20 protein-coding genes are annotated in these 24,613 nt (G+C 42.8%); 14 read left to right on the forward strand and 6 right to left on the reverse strand.

Features of this window, described 5'->3' with window-relative positions:
- Window positions 1–216: 216 nt before the first annotated feature.
- The 3 genes from ACMHKH_RS04485 to ACMHKH_RS04495 form a co-directional block, all read right to left on the reverse strand.
- Window positions 217–855, reverse strand: a complete 639-nt coding sequence (locus tag ACMHKH_RS04485) for a phosphoadenosine phosphosulfate reductase family protein (protein WP_413519465.1) — start codon at window positions 853–855, stop codon at window positions 217–219.
- A gap of 82 nt (window positions 856–937) precedes the next feature.
- On the reverse strand, window positions 938–1,534 hold the full coding sequence (locus tag ACMHKH_RS04490; protein WP_413519466.1) for a DUF934 domain-containing protein: 597 nt from the start codon (window positions 1,532–1,534) through the stop codon (window positions 938–940).
- Window positions 1,527–3,212, reverse strand: a complete 1,686-nt coding sequence (locus ACMHKH_RS04495) for a nitrite/sulfite reductase (protein ID WP_413519467.1) — start codon at window positions 3,210–3,212, stop codon at window positions 1,527–1,529. Before ACMHKH_RS04495 ends, ACMHKH_RS04490 begins: the two co-directional genes overlap by 8 nt.
- 336 nt (window positions 3,213–3,548) lie before the next feature.
- Between ACMHKH_RS04495 and sat the strand changes: the two genes are divergently transcribed.
- Window positions 3,549–4,802 carry a sulfate adenylyltransferase gene (sat, locus tag ACMHKH_RS04500; RefSeq protein WP_413519468.1) on the forward strand — a complete coding sequence of 418 codons (1,254 nt, stop codon included), beginning with the start codon at window positions 3,549–3,551 and terminating at the stop codon, window positions 4,800–4,802.
- 104 nt (window positions 4,803–4,906) lie between these two features.
- Here the strand turns inward: sat and ACMHKH_RS04505 are convergent, their stop codons facing one another.
- Complete coding sequence (locus ACMHKH_RS04505; RefSeq protein WP_413519469.1) at window positions 4,907–5,440, reverse strand: hypothetical protein; 534 nt, start codon at window positions 5,438–5,440, stop codon at window positions 4,907–4,909.
- A 451-nt stretch (window positions 5,441–5,891) separates the two neighbouring features.
- On the opposite strand from ACMHKH_RS04505, the gene ACMHKH_RS04510 reads away from it, so the two are divergent.
- The 5 genes from ACMHKH_RS04510 (at window position 5,892) to ACMHKH_RS04530 (ending at window position 11,350) form a co-directional block, all read left to right on the forward strand.
- Complete coding sequence (locus tag ACMHKH_RS04510; protein WP_413519470.1) at window positions 5,892–7,070, forward strand: sulfate ABC transporter substrate-binding protein; 1,179 nt, start codon at window positions 5,892–5,894, stop codon at window positions 7,068–7,070.
- 245 nt (window positions 7,071–7,315) lie between these two features.
- A complete protein-coding gene (locus tag ACMHKH_RS04515; protein ID WP_413519471.1) occupies window positions 7,316–8,407 on the forward strand; it encodes a sulfate ABC transporter substrate-binding protein in 1,092 nt (363 codons plus the stop codon).
- Between the two features lie 291 nt (window positions 8,408–8,698).
- Window positions 8,699–9,583, forward strand: a complete 885-nt coding sequence (cysT, locus tag ACMHKH_RS04520) for a sulfate ABC transporter permease subunit CysT (RefSeq protein WP_413519472.1) — start codon at window positions 8,699–8,701, stop codon at window positions 9,581–9,583.
- A gap of 1 nt (window position 9,584) precedes the next feature.
- Entirely contained in the window at window positions 9,585–10,532 is a 948-nt protein-coding gene (gene cysW, locus ACMHKH_RS04525) for a sulfate ABC transporter permease subunit CysW (protein ID WP_413519473.1), read from the forward strand.
- A 95-nt stretch (window positions 10,533–10,627) separates the two neighbouring features.
- A complete protein-coding gene (locus tag ACMHKH_RS04530) occupies window positions 10,628–11,350 on the forward strand; it encodes a sulfate/molybdate ABC transporter ATP-binding protein (protein WP_413519474.1) in 723 nt (240 codons plus the stop codon).
- A 165-nt stretch (window positions 11,351–11,515) separates the two neighbouring features.
- Here ACMHKH_RS04530 and ACMHKH_RS04535 read toward each other — a convergent pair whose 3' ends face one another.
- Window positions 11,516–11,833, reverse strand: coding sequence for an ArsR/SmtB family transcription factor (locus tag ACMHKH_RS04535; protein ID WP_413519475.1), 318 nt, complete (start codon window positions 11,831–11,833; stop codon window positions 11,516–11,518).
- 288 nt (window positions 11,834–12,121) lie between these two features.
- Here ACMHKH_RS04535 and ACMHKH_RS04540 point away from each other — a divergent pair, with 288 nt between their 5' ends.
- The 3 genes from ACMHKH_RS04540 (at window position 12,122) to bfr (ACMHKH_RS04550) (ending at window position 13,811) form a co-directional block, all read left to right on the forward strand.
- Window positions 12,122–12,313, forward strand: coding sequence for a bacterioferritin-associated ferredoxin (locus tag ACMHKH_RS04540; RefSeq protein WP_193005005.1), 192 nt, complete (start codon window positions 12,122–12,124; stop codon window positions 12,311–12,313).
- Window positions 12,314–12,787: 474 nt separating this feature from the next.
- Window positions 12,788–13,276 (forward strand): bacterioferritin, encoded by a 489-nt coding sequence (gene bfr / locus ACMHKH_RS04545; RefSeq protein WP_413519476.1) that lies wholly within the window; start codon window positions 12,788–12,790, stop codon window positions 13,274–13,276.
- A 61-nt stretch (window positions 13,277–13,337) separates the two neighbouring features.
- A complete protein-coding gene (gene bfr, locus ACMHKH_RS04550; protein WP_413519477.1) occupies window positions 13,338–13,811 on the forward strand; it encodes a bacterioferritin in 474 nt (157 codons plus the stop codon).
- 166 nt (window positions 13,812–13,977) lie between these two features.
- On the opposite strand, the gene ACMHKH_RS04555 is transcribed toward bfr (ACMHKH_RS04550), so the two are convergent.
- Window positions 13,978–15,354, reverse strand: coding sequence for a DHA2 family efflux MFS transporter permease subunit (locus ACMHKH_RS04555; RefSeq protein WP_413519478.1), 1,377 nt, complete (start codon window positions 15,352–15,354; stop codon window positions 13,978–13,980).
- 291 nt (window positions 15,355–15,645) lie between these two features.
- Here ACMHKH_RS04555 and yghU point away from each other — a divergent pair, with 291 nt between their 5' ends.
- The 5 genes from yghU to uvrA all read left to right on the forward strand — a co-directional run bounded on the left by yghU (window position 15,646) and on the right by uvrA (window position 24,603).
- Window positions 15,646–16,482 carry a glutathione-dependent disulfide-bond oxidoreductase gene (gene yghU, locus ACMHKH_RS04560; protein ID WP_413519479.1) on the forward strand — a complete coding sequence of 279 codons (837 nt, stop codon included), beginning with the start codon at window positions 15,646–15,648 and terminating at the stop codon, window positions 16,480–16,482.
- Window positions 16,483–16,828: 346 nt separating this feature from the next.
- Window positions 16,829–18,046 (forward strand): DUF1176 domain-containing protein, encoded by a 1,218-nt coding sequence (locus ACMHKH_RS04565; RefSeq protein ID WP_413519480.1) that lies wholly within the window; start codon window positions 16,829–16,831, stop codon window positions 18,044–18,046.
- 572 nt (window positions 18,047–18,618) lie between these two features.
- A complete protein-coding gene (locus tag ACMHKH_RS04570; protein WP_413519481.1) occupies window positions 18,619–20,283 on the forward strand; it encodes a DEAD/DEAH box helicase in 1,665 nt (554 codons plus the stop codon).
- 219 nt (window positions 20,284–20,502) lie between these two features.
- Entirely contained in the window at window positions 20,503–21,747 is a 1,245-nt protein-coding gene (locus tag ACMHKH_RS04575; protein ID WP_413519482.1) for a DUF819 domain-containing protein, read from the forward strand.
- Window positions 21,748–22,044: 297 nt separating this feature from the next.
- Window positions 22,045–24,603 carry an excinuclease ABC subunit UvrA gene (gene uvrA / locus ACMHKH_RS04580; RefSeq protein ID WP_413519483.1) on the forward strand — a complete coding sequence of 853 codons (2,559 nt, stop codon included), beginning with the start codon at window positions 22,045–22,047 and terminating at the stop codon, window positions 24,601–24,603.
- The last annotated feature ends 10 nt before the right edge of the window (window positions 24,604–24,613 follow it).

Here is a 24,613-nt window from a genome sequence, read left to right on the forward strand (position 1 = left end):
CAATTTAATATATGCAGCTATTATGAATTATCATGGGCGATGGCTCATCTAGTGAATTGGCATTAGCATAGTCGTTTTTGAGATATTGAGGGTAGTTTTTGCGATGAAAGGGAATAGGGGAAAGCAAAAAGATAGCTATCTGGTATAAAAGATCCCTCTCACCAATGATGAAAGGGATATTAACTTTATTTAGGCATTATAAGCATTAACTGTTATTTATAACTGCGTATGCAAACCACATTCGCGATGCTCTTCTACCTTAGTCGGATCGAAGTAATCAAACTCATTAGGTAGGCTGTGTTCTTCAAGATAAACATCTAAATCTGCATCAGTTTTCTCAAACAATGGCGCGACTTTTAAGACGCCATCTTTTGATAGGCTAAGTACATCAAGACCTTGACGGAATTCGGTTTGGTCTTTACGAATAGCGTTAAACCAAACATCAGGCTTTAGCTCATCTAGTGCACGGCGGAACGGCTCAAGCTTGACTTGGTCAGTGAATTCATCGTGTTGCGGGTTATCAATACCTGGTATACCTTCCATGGTCACATCACGATGGGCAGCGGTTTGCTTAGGAATATAGGTGATAACGTTCAAGTTTAAATCACGAATCACTTTATTGGCAAACTGATACGTTGCATCGGTGTTATAACCTGAGTCTACCCACAATACCGTGATATCAGGGCGTTGCTTAGCGACCAAATGCAAAATAGCTGATTCGTAAGGGCGGAAGTTGGTGGTAATGATTGGGTTTTTCGCTTGAGATAATGCCCATTCGACGATCTGCTCAGGTGACTTACCTTGCAGATCTTTATTGGCGTTGTCGATATCTAGATTTGGGTGTAATTGGCTCATGATAGTTTCCTTAATGGTGGATGATAAATTAAATAGTTAAATTTATAAGTGGTTAATAGTAGGTTTTATATTTAATGCTAAATTAAGCACCTGCAAACATCGGTAAGTCGGCAACGTTGCGCCCGTCGTAACTGCTGGCAAGGGCGTTAAAGGCTTGACTGATATCAGAAATAGACTGCAGGTCATGGTCGTTTATCACAAAGCTGTCAGCACCTGCACGCAATAGATAAGCGATTTGATCGCGACCAAACTTGCCAGCCATACGAATTTCACCTTCATAGCCGATTTGACGTAGCGTTTGGGCGAAGCTGAAGCCGCGTCCATCGGTAAAGGCTGGCACATGAATAACAATCAGTTCTTGTTGCAATAAGAACTTTGGTATACGCGTCAGTACCTCCGTATCGCTATCTGATGTGACCCAAACGCCCATACGGCTGGCATGTTCGGCTAATAGCTCGCGCAGTTGTTGAGACAGCCCACCAGCGATATTGCCTTTAGCATCTAACAAATCACTAAGTGGCAGTAACACATCAGGTTTTTCTTGTTTTTGTAGCAGCTCTAAAAGTGATATTTGGCTTAGCGTAATACCATCTGGTAGCGTATCGGTATATAGCGCTAACCAGGTATCGTTTTGGCTGATATTTTCGCCTTGCTCATTTAATACATGGTGATTAGCCATAGACCTTCTCCTTAAAGGGGGCAATGCCGACACGATCGACCAAGTCGCCAAAGCCTTCTACGTCATGTTCATTGCTGACGCGCTGCTCTATGTAGACGTCGATGATTTTTTGTATGGTCGTCGCGACATCATCAGAAGGTACGGCTTTGCCTAGTATCTTACCGAGTTTGGCGTTATTACTAGAGTTACCGCCAAGACTGATTTGGTACCAGTATTCGCCTTTTTTATCGACACCAAGTATACCGATATCGCCAGTATGATGATGCGCACAGGCGTTCATGCAGCCAGACATATTGAGGCGAATGTCACCCAAGTCATAAAGGTAATCGAGATCATCAAACTGTTTTTCGATTTGCTCAGCGATATTATGGGTCGTCGCGTTGGCAAGTGAGCAAAAGTCCCAGCCCGGGCAAACGATCATGTCGGTTAGGGTGTTGATGTTTGGGCGGGCTAAATGCAATTTAGCTAGCTGTTGCCATAACTCGTATAACTGATTAGTTTGCACATCAGCAAAAACTAAATTCTGCTGATAAGTACCACGCAACTCGCCAAAGCTATGTTTATCGGCAAGGTCGGCGAGGGCGTCCATTTGCGATTCACTGATATCCCCTGATGGTACGTACTTACCATTAACCAAACCTGCCTTTAAAGAAATCACCACGGCACGATAACCGGCGATTTTATGGGCAACCGTATTTTGCTGATACCAATTGGCAAAGTCTTTATCGCTATCAAGTGTCTGTTGTAGCTCAGACTGTATTTGCAGTGCATCGAAGCTAAGGTAATCAGGCTCAGTAAAAAAACTACTGGCTTTGTCAAAGTTGGCATCGGTTAATGTCAGTGAGCCGTCTTTGGTATGCGCTTCCCATTCGGCATCGACCAATTTAGCAAAGGCAGGACCACCCATGCTTTCAACCAATATCTTGATACGAGCTTTAAACTTATTGTCACGGCGACCATGTAAGTTATAAACCCGCAAAATGGCATCTAAATAGCTGAGCAGGTGCTGGCGCGGTAAGAACTTGTTAATAGTTTTACCAATGACGGGTGTACGACCAAGTCCGCCGCCCACAATCACTTCAAAACCAAGCTCGCCGGCGTCATTGGTTTTCAAATGCAGTCCAATATCATGCACTTGTGTCGCTGCCCTATCATTGGCAGTGCCGATAACGGCAATCTTAAATTTACGTGGTAAAAATGCAAACTCAGGATGAAAGGTAGACCACTGACGAATAATCTCGCAGTAAGGACGCGGATCGGCAATCTCTTCTTTATGAATACCAGCATAAGGATCAGTGGTGGTATTACGGATACAGTTACCCGAGGTTTGGATGGAGTGCATTTGTACTGACGCTAGCTCTGCCAAAATATCTGGTACTTCTTCAAGTTTTGGCCAGTTCAGTTGCATATTGGTGCGGGTAGTAAAGTGTCCGTAACCTTTGTCATATTTACGGGTAATCTCAGCCAATTTACGTAATTGATAAGTTGCCAATAATCCGTAAGGCACTGCAATACGTAGCATAGGTGCATAGCGCTGGATATAAAGCCCATTCTGCAAGCGCAGCGGTAAAAATTGCTCTTCTGGCAGCTCGCCTGCCAAAAACCGTTCGGTTTGGTCGCGAAATTGGGCGACTCGTTCTTCTACCAAGGTTTGGTCAGCGTAGTTATATTGATACATGACGTAATCTCAATTTTGTTTTTAAATATAAAAGCTGCGACGAAAATGATTTGCGTGTGTACTCGATTTTATTATTGCCAGTCGCAAGGTAAACCATTCAGATTTACATCATATAAGCTTAACCTTCTAAACATAAATTCCTTTAAGACATATCCATATCCAAACACAGCATAAATTTTCATAACGAAAGTTAGGTAGCCTATGCTTATCAAATTTAATAGCTACTTTTAATATTAATTTACGGCAATTAATACCTTATTCATCGCAACGCCTTTCAAAAAAGTTACTTTCAATTCAATCCTTTTTTTCACCATTTCTTAAGGTTGTAAAATTACCATGACATCTATCAATCCTAATCAATCACCATCAAAACTTGTTCCACCACACGGTAGCGCTGAGCTTAAGCCGTTGTTATTAAATGGCGACGCTCTTAAACAAGCATTAAAGCTTGCCAATACCTTGCCAACCATTACCCTAAGCTCTCGTGAGCGTGGTGATTTGATTATGTTTGGTATTGGTGGCTTTACACCATTGAATGGTTTTATGAATCAAGCAGATTGGCAGGGCGTGGTTGATAACATGCGCTTGCAAAGTGGCGACAATGCAGGCTTGTTTTGGCCAATCCCTATTACTTTGTCAGCACCCAAAGTAACTGCTGATAGTCTTAATCAAGGCGATAAAGTCGCTTTGGTGGCGCAAGATGGCGAGATTATGGGCATCTTAACGGTAGAAGAAACCTATACCATCGATAAAGACCACGAATGCCAGCAAGTCTTTACTACCACAGATGCAGAGCACCCAGGCGTTCAACAAGTCTTAGAGCAAGGCGAGGTCAATATTGCCGGTAGTGTCGAAGTATTAAGCGAAGGCGAGTTCCCAACCTTATACCCAGAAATCTATAAAACTCCTGCTGAAACGCGCGCAATTTTGGACAATAAAGGCTGGCAAACGGTTGCTGCATTTCAAACTCGTAACCCAATGCACCGCTCGCATGAATATCTTGCCAAGATTGCTATCGAAATATGTGATGGCGTACTAATACATTCGTTATTGGGCGCATTAAAACCAGGCGATATTCCAGCAGACGTGCGCCAAGAAGCGATTAAAACCTTGATTGACAATTACTTTAGAGCTGACACCGTTATTCAAGCCGGTTATCCGCTAGATATGCGTTATGCCGGACCACGTGAAGCATTGCTGCATGCCGTCTTCCGTCAAAACTATGGCTGTAGCCATCTGATTGTCGGTCGCGACCATGCCGGTGTTGGTGATTACTATGGTGCCTTTGATGCGCAGGCTATCTTTGACTATGTCGGTAAAGACGACCTTATCACTCAGCCGTTAAAAATTGGCTGGACGTTCTGGTGTAATGCTTGTAATGCCATGGCATCGGACAAAACTTGCCCGCATGAAGCGTCTGAGCATGTGAAAGTATCAGGAACCAAATTGCGTAAGGCTTTGTCTGAGGACGAAGAGGTGCCAGACAACTTTAGTCGCCCAGAAGTGCTACAGATTTTACGTAATTATTATGCAGGTATCGCGCGCGAGGAACGTACTGAGGTGAAGTTAGTTGGCGCTTCTGCGGTATAAGAATTAAGTATTAATTAATGAAATATTGAACAATAAAAAAAGGGTCAGATTTATTATCTGACCCTTTTTTATTTTTTTATTTGAATATCTTAAAAATATCGTGCTTAGCTTAGCTCTAAATCACCTGCCAGTTTTTGATATTCACCGACCAAGGTAGCACCACCCGAACAAAAATAATTCAATGCGTATTTATCTTGGCTATCAATGGTCAGCATATCGTCTTTAAATTGAAAAAAGGCGGTGCTGTCATTAACCTTGCTTTGGAAAATGACACCGTGCGCATCATCTTGACCCATCAATGTCGCTTTACCATCAAATTGACAGGTTGGTTTTTTGACATCACTACGCGCTCGTACTTTGATGTCAATCTGCTCATTCCCGTCTGCTCTTATTATCACACCCACCCAATCATAACCTTGTGCGCGCTTAGCATAATCTTCAGACGCATAATTGCCAACGACTGCTTTTACTGCTGGCGAGTTCGTAGTGGTAGAAAGTATGGTACTAGGTTGCGAGGCGCTCTGTTTGTCCACATTAGCTTTGGTTATGTTATTACAGCCACTTAAAGTAAGCAGCGCTGCGCTCGTCAAGGATAAAGCTGCAAAAAAACGCGAGTAACGAGAGAAAGAAATAGTCATTGAGACGCCTTGTTTGAGTGAATAAGTCGCAGAAAATGGCTCTAACAACCATATTAGCCACTGTTAATTAAGTGTATTGCTATTAATGAAAGTAAAGAATTTTAAGTTGCTAGCTATATGTAGGCCTTAAAGTGCAGGCGATGATAGCGTTTATCTAAATGCTCGTCTACTGCATAAGCAATACCATAACTTACGCACAAGTGACGCAATAGCGACGGCTTATCTCTATATCGCAAAAACGGCCATTAAAAATTCCCATTGTAGAATAACTAACAACATTACTTATGCCAAGTTAATCACTCGATAAGCGTATTTGTCACTAAGCATTTGCCATCTATGCTGCTAGCATATCTCTCATCAACAAAAAACATTCATCTACCACAATTTTAACAATCTCTGCCTTTGTTACCCTTATCAATTAATTCTGTAAATAAGGTCGACCAATCGCAGCATGACATTATTGAGAGCGTCTATGCAAACGATCAATCCCATTAAGAGTAACCTTTCACGTCATATCTCAGCGACTGGTAATCAGAGCATGCGAATCATGCAAAACAAAGCATCGCACACCTTGATAATAGGTGGCGTACTGAGTATGGCAGCATTTATGAGCGCTTGTAGCCCTACTGAAGCGACACAAAGCGACAGCCAAGCGGGCAGCAAAAAGTCAGTAGAACCGTCACAAGATATCGAGATACTCAACGTCTCTTATGATGTATCACGTGATTTTTATAAGGACTACAATACCTTGTTTGCGAAGGGTTATCAAAAACAGCATCCCGATAGCAAAGTCAGCATCAATCAATCACATGGTGGCTCAAGCAAACAAGCGCTATCGGTCGCTAACGGTCTACAAGCGGATGTGGTGACCTTTAACCAAGAAAGTGATATGAATCTGTTGGTCGAAAAAGGCTTAGTCGCTGCTGATTGGCAACAAGCATTACCAAATAAGGCTGTCCCTTATACCAGTACCATGGTGCTATTGGTACGCAGTGGCAATCCAAAAGGTATTAAAGACTGGCAAGATTTAGCACGTAGTGACATCGGTGTCGTGATACCTAACCCAAAAACCAGTGGCACCGCGCGTTATGCTTTTTTAGGCGCCTATGGCTATGGACTGCATCATTTTAAAGAAAATGTTAATGCTTCTACCAAAACAGATGATTTTATCAAAAAGCTACTGGCAAACGTCGTCACTTATGATAATGGTGCACGTGCCGCAACGACTAGCTTTACCCAGCGTGGTCTAGGCGATGTGCTCATTACGACCGAAAACGAAGCACATCTGGCTGCCAAGCAATTTGCCAAAGGACAAGTCGATATCGTTTATCCAAGTTATTCAGTATTGATTGCTAATCCTGTCGCGGTAGTGACTGGAGTGACGGATAAGGCGGGTAAAACAGCCGCAGCAAATACCTATCTTAAAGGATTATGGGACAAGCCAGCACAAGAACTCATGGCACAGATGTATATGCGTCCTAGTAATGAGCAAGTGCTTGCTGCCCATAAAGATACCTTGCGTGATATTGAAACGTTTGAACCAGTAGCCGTATTTGGTCCTTGGACGCAAATTATGGAGACTTTCTTCGTTGATGGTAGTCGTTTTGATACGCTGGCAAGTGCGAAATAAAAACAGGATAAGAAATTACTGTCTTACTTTCGGCTGTTTACTAGCGAATGATGCAAACAATAGGTCACTCGCTTATAAAAATATAAGGCTTATCAAGCGCTCGTTTTATTAAGTGTTTGATAAGCCTATATTTTTACATGCATTATTCCATTTTAGCAATAACATACGCATATTCGTCATTAAACATAATAAGCCTACGCTGTTAGCATACCTGCATTACTTAACTTATCTCCTTTGAGGCAGCCATGACATCATATACAGCAGGTTATAAAAATAAAACGATTAGTGTCCTAAGTATCGCCGGTGTGGCGCTTACTTTGGGTATGACAGGCTGTAGCAATAGTGAAAAGACTGAGCCAACTGCCAAAGTAGAGGGCGAGCCAGCAGCAGCTGAAAATATTGAGCTATTAAACGTCTCTTACGATGTAGCACGCGATTTTTACAAAGGCTATAACCCACTATTTATTGAACATTATAAAGCTGAAAACCCAAACAGTAATATCACTGTCAATCAGTCACACGGCGGCTCAAGTAAGCAAGCACTGTCTGTTGCTAATGGCTTACAAGCAGACGTGGCGACCATGAACCAAGGTTCAGATATCGAGCTACTTGAGCAAAAAGGTTTGGTTGAAGCAGATTGGGAAAGCAAATTCCCCGATAACGCTGTACCTTTTACCAGCACCATCGTTTTCTTAGTACGTAAAGACAATCCAAAAGGCATCAAAGACTGGGCAGATTTGACCAAAGATGGCGTTGAGATTGTTATGGCTAACCCAAAAGTGACGGGTAACGGTCGTTATGCCTTTTTAGGTGCTTATGGTTATGGTTTGAAAGCGTTTAATAAAGACGAAGCCAAAACAAAAAGCTATGTAAAAGACGTCCTTAAAAACGTCAAAGTTTATGAGAGTGGCGGACGCGCAGCAACCACGACTTTTGTTCAACGCGGTATCGGTGATGTGCTAGTGACCTTTGAAAATGAAGCCAATCTTGCAGCGACTGATTTTGGCGCTGGTAAAGTCGATATTGTTTATCCTAAATACTCTATCAAGTCTGAAAGCCCAGTAGCTATTGTAAAAACGGTTACCGACAAAAAAGGCACCACTGCTGCTGCAAAAGCTTATCTTGATTACCTATGGAGCGAGCCAGCTCAACAATTGGCCGCTGACTTGTATTTACGTCCAAGTGTGAAGAGCGTTCTTGATAAAAACGGTGATAAATTACCACCAATCGAGACTTTCCGTCCAAATGATACCTTTGGCTCATGGGATGACATCATGGGTAACTTCTTCAGTGACGGCGGTGTGTTCGACCAGTTAGCCGTTAACGCGCCAAAGTAAGCCTTAAAAGAATAACTCTGAAAAAAACAATTTTTAAAACATTAGCTCTTAAAACATTAGCTCTTAAAACATTAGCTCTTAAAACATTGACTCATAAAATATAATGAGTTTAGAGCTACCTTTAGCTTAGAAAGATAATCAACCTTATCTTTCGATAATAGAGCACACAACATAAAGGACATGGCCACTCGCGCTATGTCCTTTATACCATAAGCATACTAATAACAAGCTTGATATAAATGGTCTTAACGATAAGCACCGTTAGATATAGATAGGCAATAGGACATTATTATGAGTGCAACAACCACTTCTGCCAATAAACCTAGTCACAAGAAGGGCTGGCTGACACGCTTGCGCCAACGTAATGTGCTACCAGGTTTTGGGCTGAGTATGGGTATCACCGTCTTTAGCTTATCGTTATTGGTGGTGTTGCCGTTTGCGATGATGGCTTATACCACAACCCAAATGGGCTGGACAGGATTTTGGACAACCATCAGCCAGCCTCAGGTCGCAGCCGCCATCAAATTGACGTTATGGATGTCGTTTTTAGCCATGTTGACCAATATGGTGTTTGGTACCTTAGTCGCTTGGGTGTTGGTACGTTATGAGTTTTGGGGTAAATCTTTAATTAATGCCTTGGTTGATTTGCCATTTGCGCTACCGACAGCCGTTACTGGCATCTCACTTGCGACGCTTTACGCTCCTAACGGTTTGATCGGGCAGTGGTTCGAGAAAATTGGCATTCAAGTAGCCTTTACGCCGATAGGTATTTGGCTGGCGTTAGTGGTCGTGAGCTTTCCATTTATCGTACGTGCGGTGCAGCCCGTATTGGCAGAGTTATCGGTTGAGTTTGAAGAGGCCGCTGCGGTACTGGGTGCCAATCGATTTACTACCTTTCGTAAAGTCATTTTACCAGAGCTACTACCTGCACTGCTGATGGGCGCTGGCATGATGTTTGCCCGTGCTACTGGCGAGTATGGTTCCGTTATTTTTATCGCGGGTAATATACCCATGGAATCTGAGATTTTACCTATTATTATTATCAGTAAACTTGAGCAATTTGATATTCAAGGCGCCTCCGCAGTAGCGTTATTTATGCTGCTGATTTCTTTTGTAATTTTATTAACGATTAATATAGTGCAGTGGAAACTGTCACGCCGCGTAGGAGCTCGCTAAGATGCAAATAGCCAATAGCTACGACTATCAAAGCAATCCTGCGACCCGCGATAAGCCATGGATTCGACGCATCTTTATTACTATTGCCGTCTTATTTATGATTATTATGTTGGTTTTTCCACTACTTGCGGTATTTTACGAAGCGCTTAAAAATGGTTGGGAATTGTATATTGCTTCTCTTATTGAACCTGAAGCGCTACAAGCGATTAAGCTGACTCTCATTACTGCCGCTATCGTCGTACCGATTAATATGGTGATGGGCATCGCCATTGCATGGCTGGTGACTCGTTATAAGTTTAAAGGTAAGCAATTAGTTACCACGTTACTAGATTTACCGTTTTCGGTATCACCGGTGGTTGCAGGTTTGATGTTTATCCTGTTATTCGGTCTGAACTCTCCTATCGGTAGCTGGCTTGAGAGTATGGGGATACAAATTATTTTTGCGGTTCCTGGAATTATTTTGGCCACCTTATTTGTGACCTTTCCCTTTGTCGCTCGTGAGCTGATACCTTTGATGCAAACTCAAGGTGATTCTGAAGAGCAAGCAGCATTAACGCTTGGCGCTAGCGGTTGGCAGACGTTTTGGCATATTACCTTACCCAATATTAAATGGGCTTTGTTATATGGTTTGATTTTGACTAATGCACGAGCAATGGGTGAGTTTGGCGCAGTGAGTGTGGTCTCTGGTCATATTCGCGGCGAGACCAATACCATGCCGCTATTGGTTGAGATTGCCTATAACGATTATAACTTTACGGCCGCTTTTGCCTTATCCAGCCTACTTGCTGCCTTAGCGATGGTGACCTTGCTCGTGCAACAAGTGATGACTAAGCTGCAAGATCGTAAGTTTGCAAAATCTGAGCGGCTAGTGAGCGCCCCTGAATTGCCCGTTAGTGCCAATGCGACGGTTAAGAAGCCTGTTAGTAACGATAGAGACGCTGATAAATAAGTCACTACAGACGCTGTTAAAACTGCTGACAAAGAAAACAAAACGAGCCACCATTAGATAAAGTCATAATAAGAAACAAAATAAGAGATACTGCTATGAGCATCGAGATCAGACACGTTAATAAGAACTTTGGTAACTTTACCGCCCTAAATGACATTAGTATCACTGTGCCAACAGGTAAGCTGACCACCTTACTTGGACCCTCAGGTTGCGGTAAAACCACATTGCTGCGGATTATTGCGGGTCTTGAATATGCAGATTCAGGACAAATATTATTCGACGAGTTAGATGTGACCAATACACCAGTACAAAAACGCCATATCGGCTTTATGTTTCAGCATTATGCGCTGTTCCGCCATAAAAACATTGCCGACAATATCGCATTCGGTCTAACCTTGTTACCAAAGGCGGAGCGCCCAAGTAAAGCTGATATTAATAAGCGCGTTGCCGAACTATTAGAGTTGGTACAGTTACCACAACTGGCAAATGCTTACCCGCATCAACTGTCAGGCGGTCAGCGGCAGCGGATTGCGCTGGCACGTGCCTTAGCCGTTAAACCAAAACTGCTATTACTAGACGAGCCGTTTGGCGCACTTGATGCTAAGGTACGTAAAGAGCTGCGTACTTGGCTAAAAGACATTCACCATGAGCTTGGTATTACTAGCATTATGGTGACCCATGATCAAGAAGAGGCAAGGGCGGTATCTGATGAGATTGTGGTTATGAACCATGGTATTGTCGAGCAGGTAGGGACGTCAGAAGAATTGATAAATCGCCCAGCTAACGCTTTTGTGAGTGATTTTTTAGACTTAGTATAAAGCTTGGTATAGAAGGTTGAAGTAAAAAACACTATCAGTACCCATAAAAAAGACCTCACGATGAGGTCTTCTTTATGGGCTAACTTCATGTTCTAAAGGAAGCCAAATGCTTTTAATGGCAATGTTTCACTGCCTGCTACTGCGCTTATCAGTGCTAGGCGAGCTTTAGCCTTGTATTGTATTGTCTTTATCCAATATCTGCTTATAGGTAATATCCAATATATCTTGGCACCACTCTGGCAAATCGTCTGCGACCTCATACCACATCCAAGTACCATCACGGACACAATGTAGGATGCCCAATTTCTTCAGGTGATTGAGATGGCGAGATATCGTAGGTTGTGGCTGATCAAGTATTTCTACTAACTCACCGACGCAGCGTGATTCTTTATTATATAGGATTTGGAAAATCTTTAAGCGCGTAGGGTCAGATAATACTTTAAACAACTCTAACGGTTGCATCATAGAATTATTATTAGACATGCATCAATTCCAATATATATTTAGTTAATAGGGGGACAATATAACAGCAGTCATCTAAAAAATCGATTAAAAAATAACCAGATTTACAGTTCGTCGCTATTTTACTACCTTTCATACCTTTGAGTTACAAGGATCGTTATATTCAGTTACATGCATTAATTAAATGTAATATAACTATCAAGCGTTGGTTCATATGACGAATAAATATAACAAATACTATTGTAAATGGTAATAGTTATCGTTATTATAACGGATAACAAGTTAGTCAATCACAGTAGGAACCCGCATATGTACGTTTGTATCTGTAATGATGTCAAAGAAAAGCAAATTAAAGCTGCCATTGCTTCTGGTATTGATACGTTAGATGGTCTAAAAGATACCTTAGATGTCGCCACTTGCTGTGGCTGCTGTGAGCCTATGGTTAACGATTATCTAGATGAGCATCATGCCAAGCTTGATGTACTGGCTTATGCGGTTTAAAGCAAACGTTTAGAGATTTATCCTCTAAATGTCTACGCTAAGTGCCACAATTTCTAGCAGCGTAGCCATACATTTACTATCCTACATCTAAATTTCTAGCATTATACCGAAAAGCTTCATTGCAAGCGTCCATATAACATTACTGATACACCGCACCAATAATACTACTCTCTAGCCAGTCATCTAACCAATTACCTATACCTTTATTAAGAGTTAAGAGCGTATTAGCATGCGAGTCATTAACGCACCAATAGATCACTATAAATGTTGGGTGGTTATGATTCTCAATTTGCATCTTATTCTTAGTTCATATCGTTACAAGCGTTATGACGTCTGTATGCTACTATATACTTCTTAATTTGTAAGGATTTTCGTCGAATTAATCGTTACTGGTTGGTTTGCGAATAGCGCTTTATCTATATTCAAAATTATGAATGTAGATAATAAACAACAATAAATGCAGGAGTATTGGTGATGATTGGCAACCCAAAAGTGATTGATTATTTAAACTTTTTGTTAGGTGGTGAGCTTGCAGCTCGCGACCAATACTTTATCCATTCGGAGATGTATGCTGAATGGCATTACGGTAAATTATATGACCGTATCAGCCATGAAATGGAAGATGAAACCCTGCATGCACAAGCAATTATTCGCCGTATTTTGATGTTAAGCGGCACGCCTAAGATGCGCGTTAATGAGATTAATATTGGCGCAACCGTACCTGAGATGTTACAGCTTGATTTGAATTTAGAGTATCAAGTGCAGAAGCATTTAAAAGAAGGCATTGCGATTTGTGAAGAAGCGCATGACTATGTGACCCGAGAGATGTTGGTTGAGCAGCTAAAAGATACTGAAGAAGACCATGCTCATTGGCTAGAGCAGCAATTGCGCCTGATTGATATGATTGGTTTACCAAACTATCTACAAAGTCAGATGGCTGAAGTGTCTCCCAATCTTGTTTGATAGTAATGGATAGCAGTCGCCAATATTTAGCTTAAATCACAAATACGTAGGGAGAGAAAATATGGAAGGGGATAAAGAGGTTATCCGCGCATTGAATAAAGTGCTGGGTCAATCATTGATAGCCATTAATCAGTATTTTTTGCATGCGCGTATTGCGCGGCATTGGGGCTTAGAGTCATTAAACGAGAGTTTCTACAAACAGTCTATTGCTGAGATGAAATGGTCTGATGACTTGATTGCCCGCATTTTATTATTAGGTGGTTTACCGAATTTGCAAGATTACGGCAAGATGTTCATAGCTGAAGATGTGCCTGAAATGATTGACTGTAATTTGCGCTTAGAGAAGCAAAAATTTGGCATTATCACCGATGCGATTACCTTGTGTGAGGCGCAGCAAGATTATGTGTCCCGTCAGCTACTGGTTACTCTAAAAGATGGTAACGAAGAGTATCAAGACTGGTTAGAAACCCAAGAAGATTTAATGAAAGACGTCGGTATCGAAAACTATATCCAATCGCAGATGAATGACGATTAAATAATAGCAACTCTTATTTCTCATTGAATCGCAACAAGCCAGCCTATGTTTTGGTATCAACCAAGCATAGGCTGGTTTTTTTTGGTCTATTTTTAGCCTTTTTTATCTACATTTCTTTATTAAACTATTTTTATCTGTATTTTCTATAAGCCTTCAAAAATCGTTCTTAATATAAACCCCGACCATCTTCAGGTTTTAAGCGTAAAAAATGCAATCCTGAAAGAATGGTCAATATTCCTAATATCCAGTAGGTGGTTTGAAATGCTACCAGCGTATCCATCTGTAGGCGCTCACGTAATAGATTAAGCAGTGCTGCACCAAATGCAATACCAAAGCTGATAGCGAGCTGTTGGTTGACCGCCATCAAGCTATTACCGCTACTGGTTTGGGTACCTTGCAAATCGCCAATAGTAATGGTGTTCATGGCGCTAAACTGCATAGAGTTACAAGCGCCCATCACAGTTAAGATAGGGATAAACCACATCCACTGCGCGGCATCATTAAACTGCGCCAAGATGATAATGAGAATACCCATAAAAGAGGTGTTGTAGAACAAGACCGTTCGATAGCTATAGCGTTGGATAATCTTACTTACCCAAGGCTTAATTCCAATTGCACCGACAGCGATTGGCGCAAGTAACCAGCCTGCTTGTGAAGGAGAGTATTCAAATACTACCTGCAACAGTAGCGGCAATAAAAATGGCACAGCACTGATGCCTAACCGTGTAAATAGATTACCGGTAATGCCTATACGAAAGGTACGAATATGAAACAAGCTTAATGGAAATAGTGGTGCCTCTCGACGTTTGGCATGCCAAACATAAGCGCCTATTAGCAGACTTGCCAGCACCCCAAGCATCAGTCCATAAAATCCACGACCAACTTGCGCCCCAAACTCTACCGCCAATGTAAAGCCACACGCTGCGGCAGCAAACAATAAAAATCCGGTCCAATCTAGCCGCTTGGTATCCTCAAACAATGCTGGCACCAGTTTTTTGCCCATGATAAAGCCAAAAACACCCATAGGGATATTAATTAAAAATATCCAGTGCCAGCTGGCGTACTGAACAATATAACCGCCCAATACTGGTCCTACCAATGGCGCAACCAAAGCGGGGATGACTGCAAAATTCATCACCGTTAATAGCTTATTGCGTGGATAGGACTTCACCAATATTAAACGGGCAACGGGTGTCATCATTGCGCCACCGATAGCTTGTATAACACGCGAACCAATCAACAGATTCAAGGTGGGTGATGCGGCACATAACAGCGAGCCGATACAAAATACAATAATGGCAGCCAAAAACACACGGCGAGTGCCGTATTTATCTGCTAAAAATCCACTAATAGGAATAAAAATAGCCAAAGTCAGTGCATAACTAATAACCGCCCACTGCATTTGCAGCGGTGATTCGCCGAGGGCTTGTGCCATTTGCGGTAGCGAGGTGTTTAGAATCGTCGCATCTAAAATCTGCATGAATAATGCCACTGCCAGCACATAAGGTAGGTATTTATCTTGCGTTGGAGTCAGAACTACCATAGGGATATCACCATTATTCAGGACAGTGGTTGGTTAAAATTAGTTTAAACGGATTTTTATTACTATTTAATAAGTCGTTATATTCTACGTAGTATAGAAACAAGCGCTGGGTAGTTAAAGAGCAGCAAAGTAACGATAATTACAAGATAAGGCTTTAATGGTGGGGTAAGACCTCGCTATAGTGAGAAGCAGATGGCAAACAATACTATTTTTCATATCATTGTTTTTCAACCATCTCTGCTAGAAACGACAGTCAACACAATAAACAATACTATAAAAATAGGTCATATCATGAGTCAGAATAATAACGCTACAAACAGCCAGCCAGATAGCTATATACCGCCAAAAATTTGGACGCAAGATAAAGAGAACGGTGGCAAATTCGCGAGTATTAATAGCCCGATGGCTGGCGCGCGCCATGAACAGAAGCTGCCCGTCGGTGATGCGCCATTACAGCTGTATTCATTGAATACCCCAAATGGCGTTAAGGTAAATATTTTGCTAGAAGAGCTTGCTGAGCTTGGTATCAAAGGTTCAGAGTATGATGCCTATCTGATAGATATCTCTAAAGGCGATCAGTTTGGCTCGGACTTTGTCGCTATCAACCCAAACTCTAAGATACCTGCTTTGGTTGATAATACCGATGCTGGCGAGCCGATTGCACTCTTTGAATCTGGGGCTATCTTAATGTATTTAGCGGAGAAATTTGGTAAATTTATCCCAATGCAGCAAGGTAAAGCACGGGCAGAGTGTTTGTCTTGGCTGATGTGGCAAATGGGCAGTGCGCCCTTCTTAGGCGGCGGTTTTGGGCATTTTTACGCCTATGCCCCTGAGCCAATGGAATATCCTATCAATCGCTATACGATGGAAGTCAAACGTCAGCTGGATGTTCTTGATCGTCATCTAAAAGACAATCAATATATAGGCGGCAATGATGAGGCTGACTATAATATCGCCGATATGATTATTTGGGCGTGGTATGGTCAATTGGCGCTCGGTAAGCTATACGAGGCAGCAGAATTCTTACAAGTTGATGAGTATCCGCATCTACAGCGCTGGGCGAAGAAAATTGCTGATCACCCAGCAGTCAAACGGGCGGTAGATTTGGTCCTTAAGCCTATTGCTTAGATCGGTTGTTATTATTGATGTGAGTGATTAATTTGTGCGGATAGTTTGTTTATTGAAAATATAAACCTATTAACAAACAAAATAAATAGCTAATAGGGCTATATTTTCAACGGGAAACGAAAAAGGTTAATGAGTTCATCGCTCATTAACCTTTTCTATTTTTAATCTTCATAATTCTAAATAAGTATATAGATATAAGTATCTTGAAATATATTTTATGATTACATAATGGTACATTAGTACAACAGATAGAAACATTGGTACGTTAAGATAGCATCTGCCACCCATAAAGGGCGGGCGCTTATCTGTATTTTATTGATGAGTAAAGATGATGGAGGATAATACGATGCTTAAGAAAAGGCTAATAGTCTTAACGAGTGTGAACGTTGCTGGTGGTCCGAGCAAGGTTATCAATCCTCAACATTTAGAAAAAAATGGCAATCTTCAAGCGCCATCTATAAAAACAAAAAAGATAATGCACTCAATGTCAAAAAGAATTTTATTACCCATACTTACCGCCATCAGTGCTGTGCTATATAGCGCCGCGAGTAGTGCTGGCACGCCCGTAGATTTTACCAGCCAAGACTGGCAAGTAGTCTGTGACAATACCCGCACTTGCCGATTAGCAGGCTATCAATCTGATGGTAATAGTGATCTACCAGTTTCTTTGTTATTGGTGCGCCGTGCAGGTGCGAATGCCACGGTTGATGGGCAGGTGAAACTTGGCGGTGCTAAAGAAAGCTCTGCTAAAGCCTTGATGCAACTCGGTAATCGTCACCGGATATCGCTGTTTATCAATGACAAAGACTATGGGGAAACCAGACCCTTCTCAGGTGCTGCAGGTTATGCCGAGCTCACTTCAGCACAGGTAACAGCACTGTTAGAAGCGCTGCCCAAATCTAGTAAAATAGAGCTGGTTATCCGCAATACGCGCTGGCGCTTATCTGATAAAGGGGCGAGTGCTGTCATGCTAAAAGCGGATGAAGCACAAGGTCGAGTAGGTACAGCAAGTGCTTTTGTTCGTACCGATGGTGCAAGTAAGTCGAATGGCAGTGTCTTATCGCCTAAGCCGATACCATCGATACGTATGGTGATGCCAAACCCCAAACCCACCTCTAGCACTAAGAAAAAATTCGTCATGCGCCCCTCGCAATTATCAGAGCTGATGAAAGGGACGGTAAAAGATGTTAATAACGATTGCCCAAGCTTGGCTGATAAATCCGCATGGCGTATCAGCCGCTTAAACAGTAAGCAGTTGCTAGTACAGCATAACTGCTGGATGGGCGCTTATAATGTCGGTACTGGCGCTTGGGTCATGAATGACACCAAACCTTATGAGCCAAAACTGGTCACGACCGATGCGACCGACTATGATAAAGGTCAAATTACCGCTTTGCAAAAAGGGCGTGGTATCGGCGATTGTTTGTCCAAAACTGAATGGCTATGGACTGGTAAAGACTTTGAGAAAAGTCATGAAAGTACTACCGGTCTATGCCGTATGATTGAAGCGGGCGGCGCATGGCAAATGCCAAGCTATGTCACAGACGTTAAACTCTCACGTTGATAGTGAAGTTTTCGCTCATTTATTATTTGCTTAAAAAGCGCTGTTGGAATTTATATGCCATATAGCGCTTAATAATACAGATTATATAGTAATTTTATAAAAGTTATAAAAACGGCTACTAATTATGCTTTTTTGTGCTATACTGCGTCGCCACGTTAGCATAGTCTAATGTGAATTATGAGATTGATAACATCGCCTGCGATTTTGGGTCTAGGATGACCGAAAGTAATTGTTGCCGATGATTTTGTGTACTTAAATAATCCTATTATTTTTGACTCATATCTTATCTACGGACCCTTGTAGGGGCTAGATTGGTTGTTATTTACCTTTATCCGCTTTGGACAAAGCATTGATACTGAGTTTTTAGCAGACAAAGATGAGACACTCGGCACTACCACCAAAATACGTCAGACAGCACGAACGCCTTTATACTATTGACAAGCCTTATGGGTTTGGCATGCAATTATCATTATTTTGATAATAATTTTATAGGTGTAGCGTGATGAACGGTTATCAGTGGTATGCATCAAGTTTGCTGAATTTACAGCAGCTTATACTTACCAAGGATCTTCATGACTGACATCTTATCTGCAATCGCTGCTGAAAACGGCATCATCGAAACTACTAACACTCCAAACACTGATACTAATAATGAAGCGGCTACCACAGACGCTACTGACGAAAATAAAGTTACCTTTGCTGAACTAAATATTGCCAAGCCAATTCTTAGCGCGCTTGAGCGTAGTGGTTATACTCATCCAACCCCTATCCAAGCAGAAGCTATTCCTTTTGCTCTACAAGGTCGTGACCTTTTATTGTCTGCGCAAACCGGTAGTGGTAAAACTGCTGCATTCGTCATCCCAGTACTTGATCGTTTAAGCCGTGCGACTAGCTTCGACAAATTAACCAAAGCCCTTATCCTAACGCCAACGCGTGAACTTGCTCAGCAAGTACATGATAGCGTTCGTACTTATTCTAAAGATATGCGTGGTCTATTCTGCGTGCCTTTAGTTGGCGGCGCACCATACAACGGTCAGATTACTGCGTTGAAAAAAGGCGTACAGGTTATCGTTGCGACTCCTGGTCGGTTACTTGACCATATCAATGCCGGTCGCGTAGATTTATCAAGCCTTGAAATACTAGTTCTTGATGAAGCTGACCGTATGCTAGACATGGGTTTTGCTGACGATATCAGCGACATCCTACGTGCAGCGCCAATTGATCGTCAAACAATCATGTGTTCAGCAACTTGGGATGGTCCTGTCGGCAAAATCGCGGCAAGCTTCACCAAAAACCCTGAGCGTGTATCAATCAAAGTCGAATCAGCACACATCGAAGAAAAAGTGTACTACTGTGATGATTTTGAACACAAAAACCGTTTACTTGACAAGATCGTTTGCCACAAAGATATGGAACAAATTATTATCTTTGCTGCTACCAAACGTAGCACTGAAAAGCTAGCAAAACAGTTACAAGAGCAAGGCCATAAAGCAAGCTTCCTACATGGCGATTTGCCACAAAGCAAGCGTAACCGCATTGTTCAAGACCTGCGTAATGGTAAATGCAAAATCCTAGTTGCAACTGACGTTGCTGCTCGTGGTCTAGATGTGCCAGCACTATCGCACGTTATTAACTACGACTTACCGCGTCAAACAGAAGATTACGTCCATCGTATCGGTCGTTGTGGTCGTGCCGGTCGTACTGGTGTTGCTATCAGCTTATGTAGCATGGATGACCGTCCACAGCTTAACGCGATCAACCGTTATTTAGATCGTAAAATGGAAGTATCTGTTATCGAAGGCATGGAGCCTAAGAAAACTTACGTTCCTAGCGAAAACAAAGGTAATGGTCGTGGTCGCGGTCGTGGTCGTTCAAGCGGTGGCGGTAATGGTCAAGGTCGTGGTCGCGCGGGTGGTGGTTATCAAGGTAACCCTGCTAATGCTCGTGGTCGCTCAAGTGACAGCGCAGCAACTGGTCAACGTGCCAGCAATGACAGCGGTTATCAAGGTAAGCCACGTGATGCGTCAGGCAAACCAAGTGAGCGTTCAGGTGGCAAGCCTTATCAAGGTAAGCGTACTGGTGCTCCTAGCCGTGGCGATAGCACTGGCGTTCCACGTGGTGAGCGTGCTGCAACAGGTCGCGGTCGCCCAAGTGGCAGCCAAGGCCGTCCAGCAGGTCGTTCTGACAGCCGTGGTCAAGGTCGTCCAAACGGTGGCAACCGTGGTAACAACTCGTAATAGCCTTATATTTAACGATTAATAATAGGTTTAAGAAAATCCATTAACTTAGTCGTTTAGATAAAGCAAAAAAAGCCAGATATCTAGTTAATAGCTAGTATCTGGCTTTTTTGTGTTTAATGGTTTTATAGTTAGCCTTATCTATTTGCTGCTTGCAGGTCTATTTTGCCTTCTCTATACTGACAAGTTTTTATTCATAGTGTCCTTCGGAGCCATTTGATGCCTGACATTTTTCATTTAGCAATTGATAGTCTGCCCTTAGCGTTTGGCATCATTATGGCTGTTATCGGATTGGTGTTTTATACCCAAGGGTTACCTGGTAAGTTTTGGCGACGGTTTTATGCGCTATTACCGGGTATTGTACTTTGCTGCTTCATTCCTGCAACACTAAATAGCTTAGGTGTTTTCGCTGATGGTATTGGCTCGCAGATTTATGGCTTCACTGCTACTTATCTATTGCCAGCCAGTTTGTTGCTCATGACTTTGTCAATGGATGTGCCAAAGATATTGGGCTTAGGTTGGAAAGCGATTGCGATGTTCTTTGCTGCCAGTGTCGCCATTGTCATAAGTGGTCCTATTAGTTTAGGGATCGCTAAATGGGTATCGCCTGAGATGTTTACCGATGATACACTTTGGCGTGGCTTTTCGGCAGTCGCTGGCAGCTGGATTGGCGGCGCGGCAAACCAAGCGGCAATGAAAGAGTTGTTTGGTGTCAGCGATGACTTGTTTGGCATGATGATTTTGGTTGATACCACCAATGCCTCATTATGGTTATTGGCTATCTTAGTTATGGCAAAACACAGCGCTAAAATAGACAAGTTCTTACGGGCAGATAGCAGTAGTATTGATAAAGTGATTGCAGCAGTTGAAAGCTATGAGCGTGATCATGCGCGCCCAGCCACGCTCAATGACTTAATGGTGATGTTTGGATTATGCTTTGCGATGGTCGGGGTAGCGCATTTCGTCGGCGGTCAGATTGCAGGGTTCTTTGCGCCTTATAGCTGGGCGGTACAATATAGCTTTGCCAGCTCGTTCTTTTGGATGGTCGTCATTATCACCTTAATCGGTGTTATCTTCTCATTTACCAAAATCCGTCGGCTCGATCATGTTGGCGCTTCCAAAATTGGTACGGTTTTTATCTTTGTATTGATTGCGGCTATCGGTATGCAGATTAATTTAGCGGGCATCGTCTCACAGTGGCGCTTGCTACTTATTGGTCTACTATGGATGAGTATCCATGTGGTGTTAATATTTATTTTTGCTAGAATCATCCGTGCACCATTTTTCTTTTTAGCGGTCGGCTCTAATGCCAATACTGGCGGTGCGTCCTCAGCACCTATCGTCGCGACAGCCTTTCATCCATCGCTTGCACCCGTTGGCGTGTTTTTGGGTATCTTAGGTTATGCGGTAGGAACGTTTGGTGGATATATCAGTACTCAGTTGATGCGCTTGGTGGTGTCTTAGTTTAGTAATACTTTAGACGGCAAGACAAATACTGGTCAGTATTTTAAGCCCTTGAAAGCACGTTTTTTTAGGTCAAAACCCGCACTGATAATAGGCAGTTGCGGGTTTTTTGTTCTTCTAACTTGATATCTAGTATTTAATACTACGCTTTAAAAGAAGCTTTGAAATTAAGTTTTAATGTTAAGTATCGTTTTGTCTAACTCTGCTAGTAATAGGTAAACCTAGCCTAGGTATTTATCCCTGATATGTTAATCTTTTTAAGACTTCATAATAAAAATTAATAGGAATAGTAATTTTATGATCAATAATGAAAAGACTCCTAACCATTTTAATAATAACTTTAATAGCGCTATTAATAATACCTCTCACAGCCACATTCAGGTAAGGGGTGCTCGCGTTCATAATCTCAAGAATGTGGATGTTGATTTACCGCGCGATGCGTTGGTAGTATTCACGGGTATATCTGGCTCAGGAAAGTCCTCTTTAGCCTTTGGGACTTTATTTGCTGAGTCACAACGACGCTACCTTGATTCGGTATCGCCTTATGCCAGACGACTCATTGACCAAGTTGATGAGCCAGATGTCGATGCCATAGAAGGTTTACCACCCGCAGTTGCGCTACAACAGCAACGTGGCACGCCTTCGGTACGCTCATCTGTTGGTAGCGTCACGACTATCTCAAATGGTCTGCGCATGCTGTACTCACGAGCGGGAGAGTATCCGGCGGGCCAAGAGATGCTATACGCCGATGCGTTTTCTCCCAATACACCAGAAGGCGCCTGTCCGACTTGTTCAGGTATCGGCCGTGTGTTTGAGGTCACCGAAAAGCTAATGGTTCCCGATGATACTAAGAGCATTCGCGAGCGTGCTATCGCCGCTTGGCCGCCAGCGTGGCAAGGTCAGAACCTCAGCCGTATATTGACAACGCTTGGCTATAATATTGATAAGCCTTGGAACACACTACCGAAGGAAACCCGCGATTGGATTTTGTTTACTGACGATACGCCAACGGTGCCTGTTTATCCTGAGTACAATCTTGAACAAACGCGCGAGGCTATTGAAAAGGGCGAGAAACCAAACTATATGGGCACTTTTACTAGCGCCAAAAACTTCATTTTGCATTCTTTTGCCAATACCCAAAGCCCGCGCACCAAAAAGCGCGTCTCGCAGTTTATGCAAATCTCTGAATGTCCAGAATGCCATGGCAAGAAGCTTAAAAAAGAATCGTTGTCAGTCAAATTTGCCGGATTAGATATCGGCGAGTTATCACAATTAACCCTCACCGAATTGGCGCTCAAACTAGAGGACGCTGCCAATAGAGTCCCTGATGATAATATGCCAAACCGCGAAAAGGCCATCGTTGCTCAGCGTATTGCCAGTGATATTCTTGCCCGCGTCGAAGCGCTGACAAGATTGGGATTAGGATACCTATCACTTGGACGGACGACACCAACTTTATCTCCTGGTGAGTTACAGCGTTTGCGACTGGCGACTCAAATTCGCTCGCAGCTTTTTGGGGTCGTTTATGTGCTTGATGAGCCGTCTGCAGGTTTGCATCCTGCCGACACTCAAGCACTGCTTGGCGCGTTAGATGAGCTCATAGCAGCGGGTAATTCGGTATTCGTCGTTGAGCATGATGTGAGTGTGATTAGGCACGCGGACTGGGTGGTCGATGTCGGGCCAAAAGCTGGCACGCATGGTGGTGAAATTGTGTATAGCGGACATGTAGATGGCTTGCGTGATGTTGCCGAGTCGTACACTGGTCAGTATCTTTTTAACGATACGACTATGGTTAAAGAAAAATCAGAGATAAGACAACCAACGGGTTGGCTTAAGCTTGAGAATGTCGAACGAAACAATGTCGATGGGCTAGACGTTGAGTTTCCACTAGGTGTGATGACCAGTGTCACTGGCGTCTCCGGATCAGGTAAATCAAGCCTCGTCAGTCAGGCATTGGTTGAGCTGGTGACTGAAGCGCTGGGGCAAAAGTCTGTCGTAGAAGCGCCAACGGATGAAGCGGGTTTGCTTGAACAAGAGTTTGAGACGCTAACAGATGGAAAAATCGTTGCTGGCATAGATAAGGTACGTCGTTTGATTAATATTAATCAAAAAGCCATTGGTCGTACACCGCGCTCAAACCTTGCTACTTATACAGGACTGTTTGATGATGTGCGTAAATTATTTTCGGCAACAGAGCAAGCAAAAATGCATGGCTATGATGCTGGTCGCTTTTCATTTAATACGGTAAAAGGACGCTGCCCAAATTGTGAGGGATTAGGGTTTGTCAGTGTCGAGCTGTTATTTTTGCCAAGTGTTTATGCGCCGTGCCAAGTTTGTCATGGTCAACGTTATGATGATGACACGCTCGCCATCCATTATCGAGATAAAAACATCGCTGAAGTACTGAATTTAACGGTTGAGATGGCTTATGAATTCTTTGTGGACGAGGCGTCAATCTTGCGCTCCTTAGACGCTTTATTGCAAGTTGGTCTAGGTTATTTACGTCTTGGTCAGCCCGCTACTGAATTATCAGGTGGCGAAGCTCAGCGTATTAAGCTTGCGACCGAACTTCAGCGTATCCAGCGAGGCGATACCCTTTATATATTGGACGAGCCTACCACCGGACTACATCCTGCTGATATCTCCATGCTGATGACACAATTAAATGGACTTGTTGATTCGGGTAACACGGTGATCATGGTCGAGCATGATATGCAAGTGGCCAGTAATAGTGATTGGATTATCGATATAGGACCAGGGGCAGGGGATGAGGGCGGACTGATTGTCGCTCAAGGTACCCCTAATGATGTCGCAAAATCGAAGATTAGCCGAACGGCACCGTTTCTATTGGTGTAGGGTTATTCGC

The organism is Psychrobacter glacincola (assembly GCF_965118485.1).
Taxonomy (GTDB): Bacteria; Pseudomonadota; Gammaproteobacteria; order Pseudomonadales; family Moraxellaceae; genus Psychrobacter; species Psychrobacter glacincola_D.

Bases quoted from the DNA above. Each gene is read 5' to 3' on its own strand.
- ACMHKH_RS04515 (WP_413519471.1), top strand. From the start codon at position 7,316: ATGACATCATATACAGCAGGTTATAAAAATAAAACGATTAGTGTCCTA.
- ACMHKH_RS04510 (WP_413519470.1), top strand. From the start codon at position 5,892: ATGACATTATTGAGAGCGTCTATGCAAACGATCAATCCCATTAAGAGT.
- ACMHKH_RS04565 (WP_413519480.1), top strand. From the start codon at position 16,829: ATGCTTAAGAAAAGGCTAATAGTCTTAACGAGTGTGAACGTTGCTGGT.
- ACMHKH_RS04530 (WP_413519474.1), top strand. From the start codon at position 10,628: ATGAGCATCGAGATCAGACACGTTAATAAGAACTTTGGTAACTTTACC.
- cysW (WP_413519473.1), top strand. From the start codon at position 9,585: ATGCAAATAGCCAATAGCTACGACTATCAAAGCAATCCTGCGACCCGC.
- ACMHKH_RS04555 (WP_413519478.1), bottom strand. From the start codon at position 15,354: ATGGTAGTTCTGACTCCAACGCAAGATAAATACCTACCTTATGTGCTG.
- bfr (WP_413519476.1), top strand. From the start codon at position 12,788: ATGATTGGCAACCCAAAAGTGATTGATTATTTAAACTTTTTGTTAGGT.
- uvrA (WP_413519483.1), top strand. From the start codon at position 22,045: ATGATCAATAATGAAAAGACTCCTAACCATTTTAATAATAACTTTAAT.
- ACMHKH_RS04495 (WP_413519467.1), bottom strand. From the start codon at position 3,212: ATGTATCAATATAACTACGCTGACCAAACCTTGGTAGAAGAACGAGTC.
- bfr (WP_413519477.1), top strand. From the start codon at position 13,338: ATGGAAGGGGATAAAGAGGTTATCCGCGCATTGAATAAAGTGCTGGGT.
- ACMHKH_RS04505 (WP_413519469.1), bottom strand. From the start codon at position 5,440: ATGACTATTTCTTTCTCTCGTTACTCGCGTTTTTTTGCAGCTTTATCC.
- sat (WP_413519468.1), top strand. From the start codon at position 3,549: ATGACATCTATCAATCCTAATCAATCACCATCAAAACTTGTTCCACCA.
- ACMHKH_RS04490 (WP_413519466.1), bottom strand. From the start codon at position 1,534: ATGGCTAATCACCATGTATTAAATGAGCAAGGCGAAAATATCAGCCAA.
- cysT (WP_413519472.1), top strand. From the start codon at position 8,699: ATGAGTGCAACAACCACTTCTGCCAATAAACCTAGTCACAAGAAGGGC.
- yghU (WP_413519479.1), top strand. From the start codon at position 15,646: ATGAGTCAGAATAATAACGCTACAAACAGCCAGCCAGATAGCTATATA.
- ACMHKH_RS04575 (WP_413519482.1), top strand. From the start codon at position 20,503: ATGCCTGACATTTTTCATTTAGCAATTGATAGTCTGCCCTTAGCGTTT.
- ACMHKH_RS04485 (WP_413519465.1), bottom strand. From the start codon at position 855: ATGAGCCAATTACACCCAAATCTAGATATCGACAACGCCAATAAAGAT.
- ACMHKH_RS04535 (WP_413519475.1), bottom strand. From the start codon at position 11,833: ATGTCTAATAATAATTCTATGATGCAACCGTTAGAGTTGTTTAAAGTA.
- ACMHKH_RS04540 (WP_193005005.1), top strand. From the start codon at position 12,122: ATGTACGTTTGTATCTGTAATGATGTCAAAGAAAAGCAAATTAAAGCT.
- ACMHKH_RS04570 (WP_413519481.1), top strand. From the start codon at position 18,619: ATGACTGACATCTTATCTGCAATCGCTGCTGAAAACGGCATCATCGAA.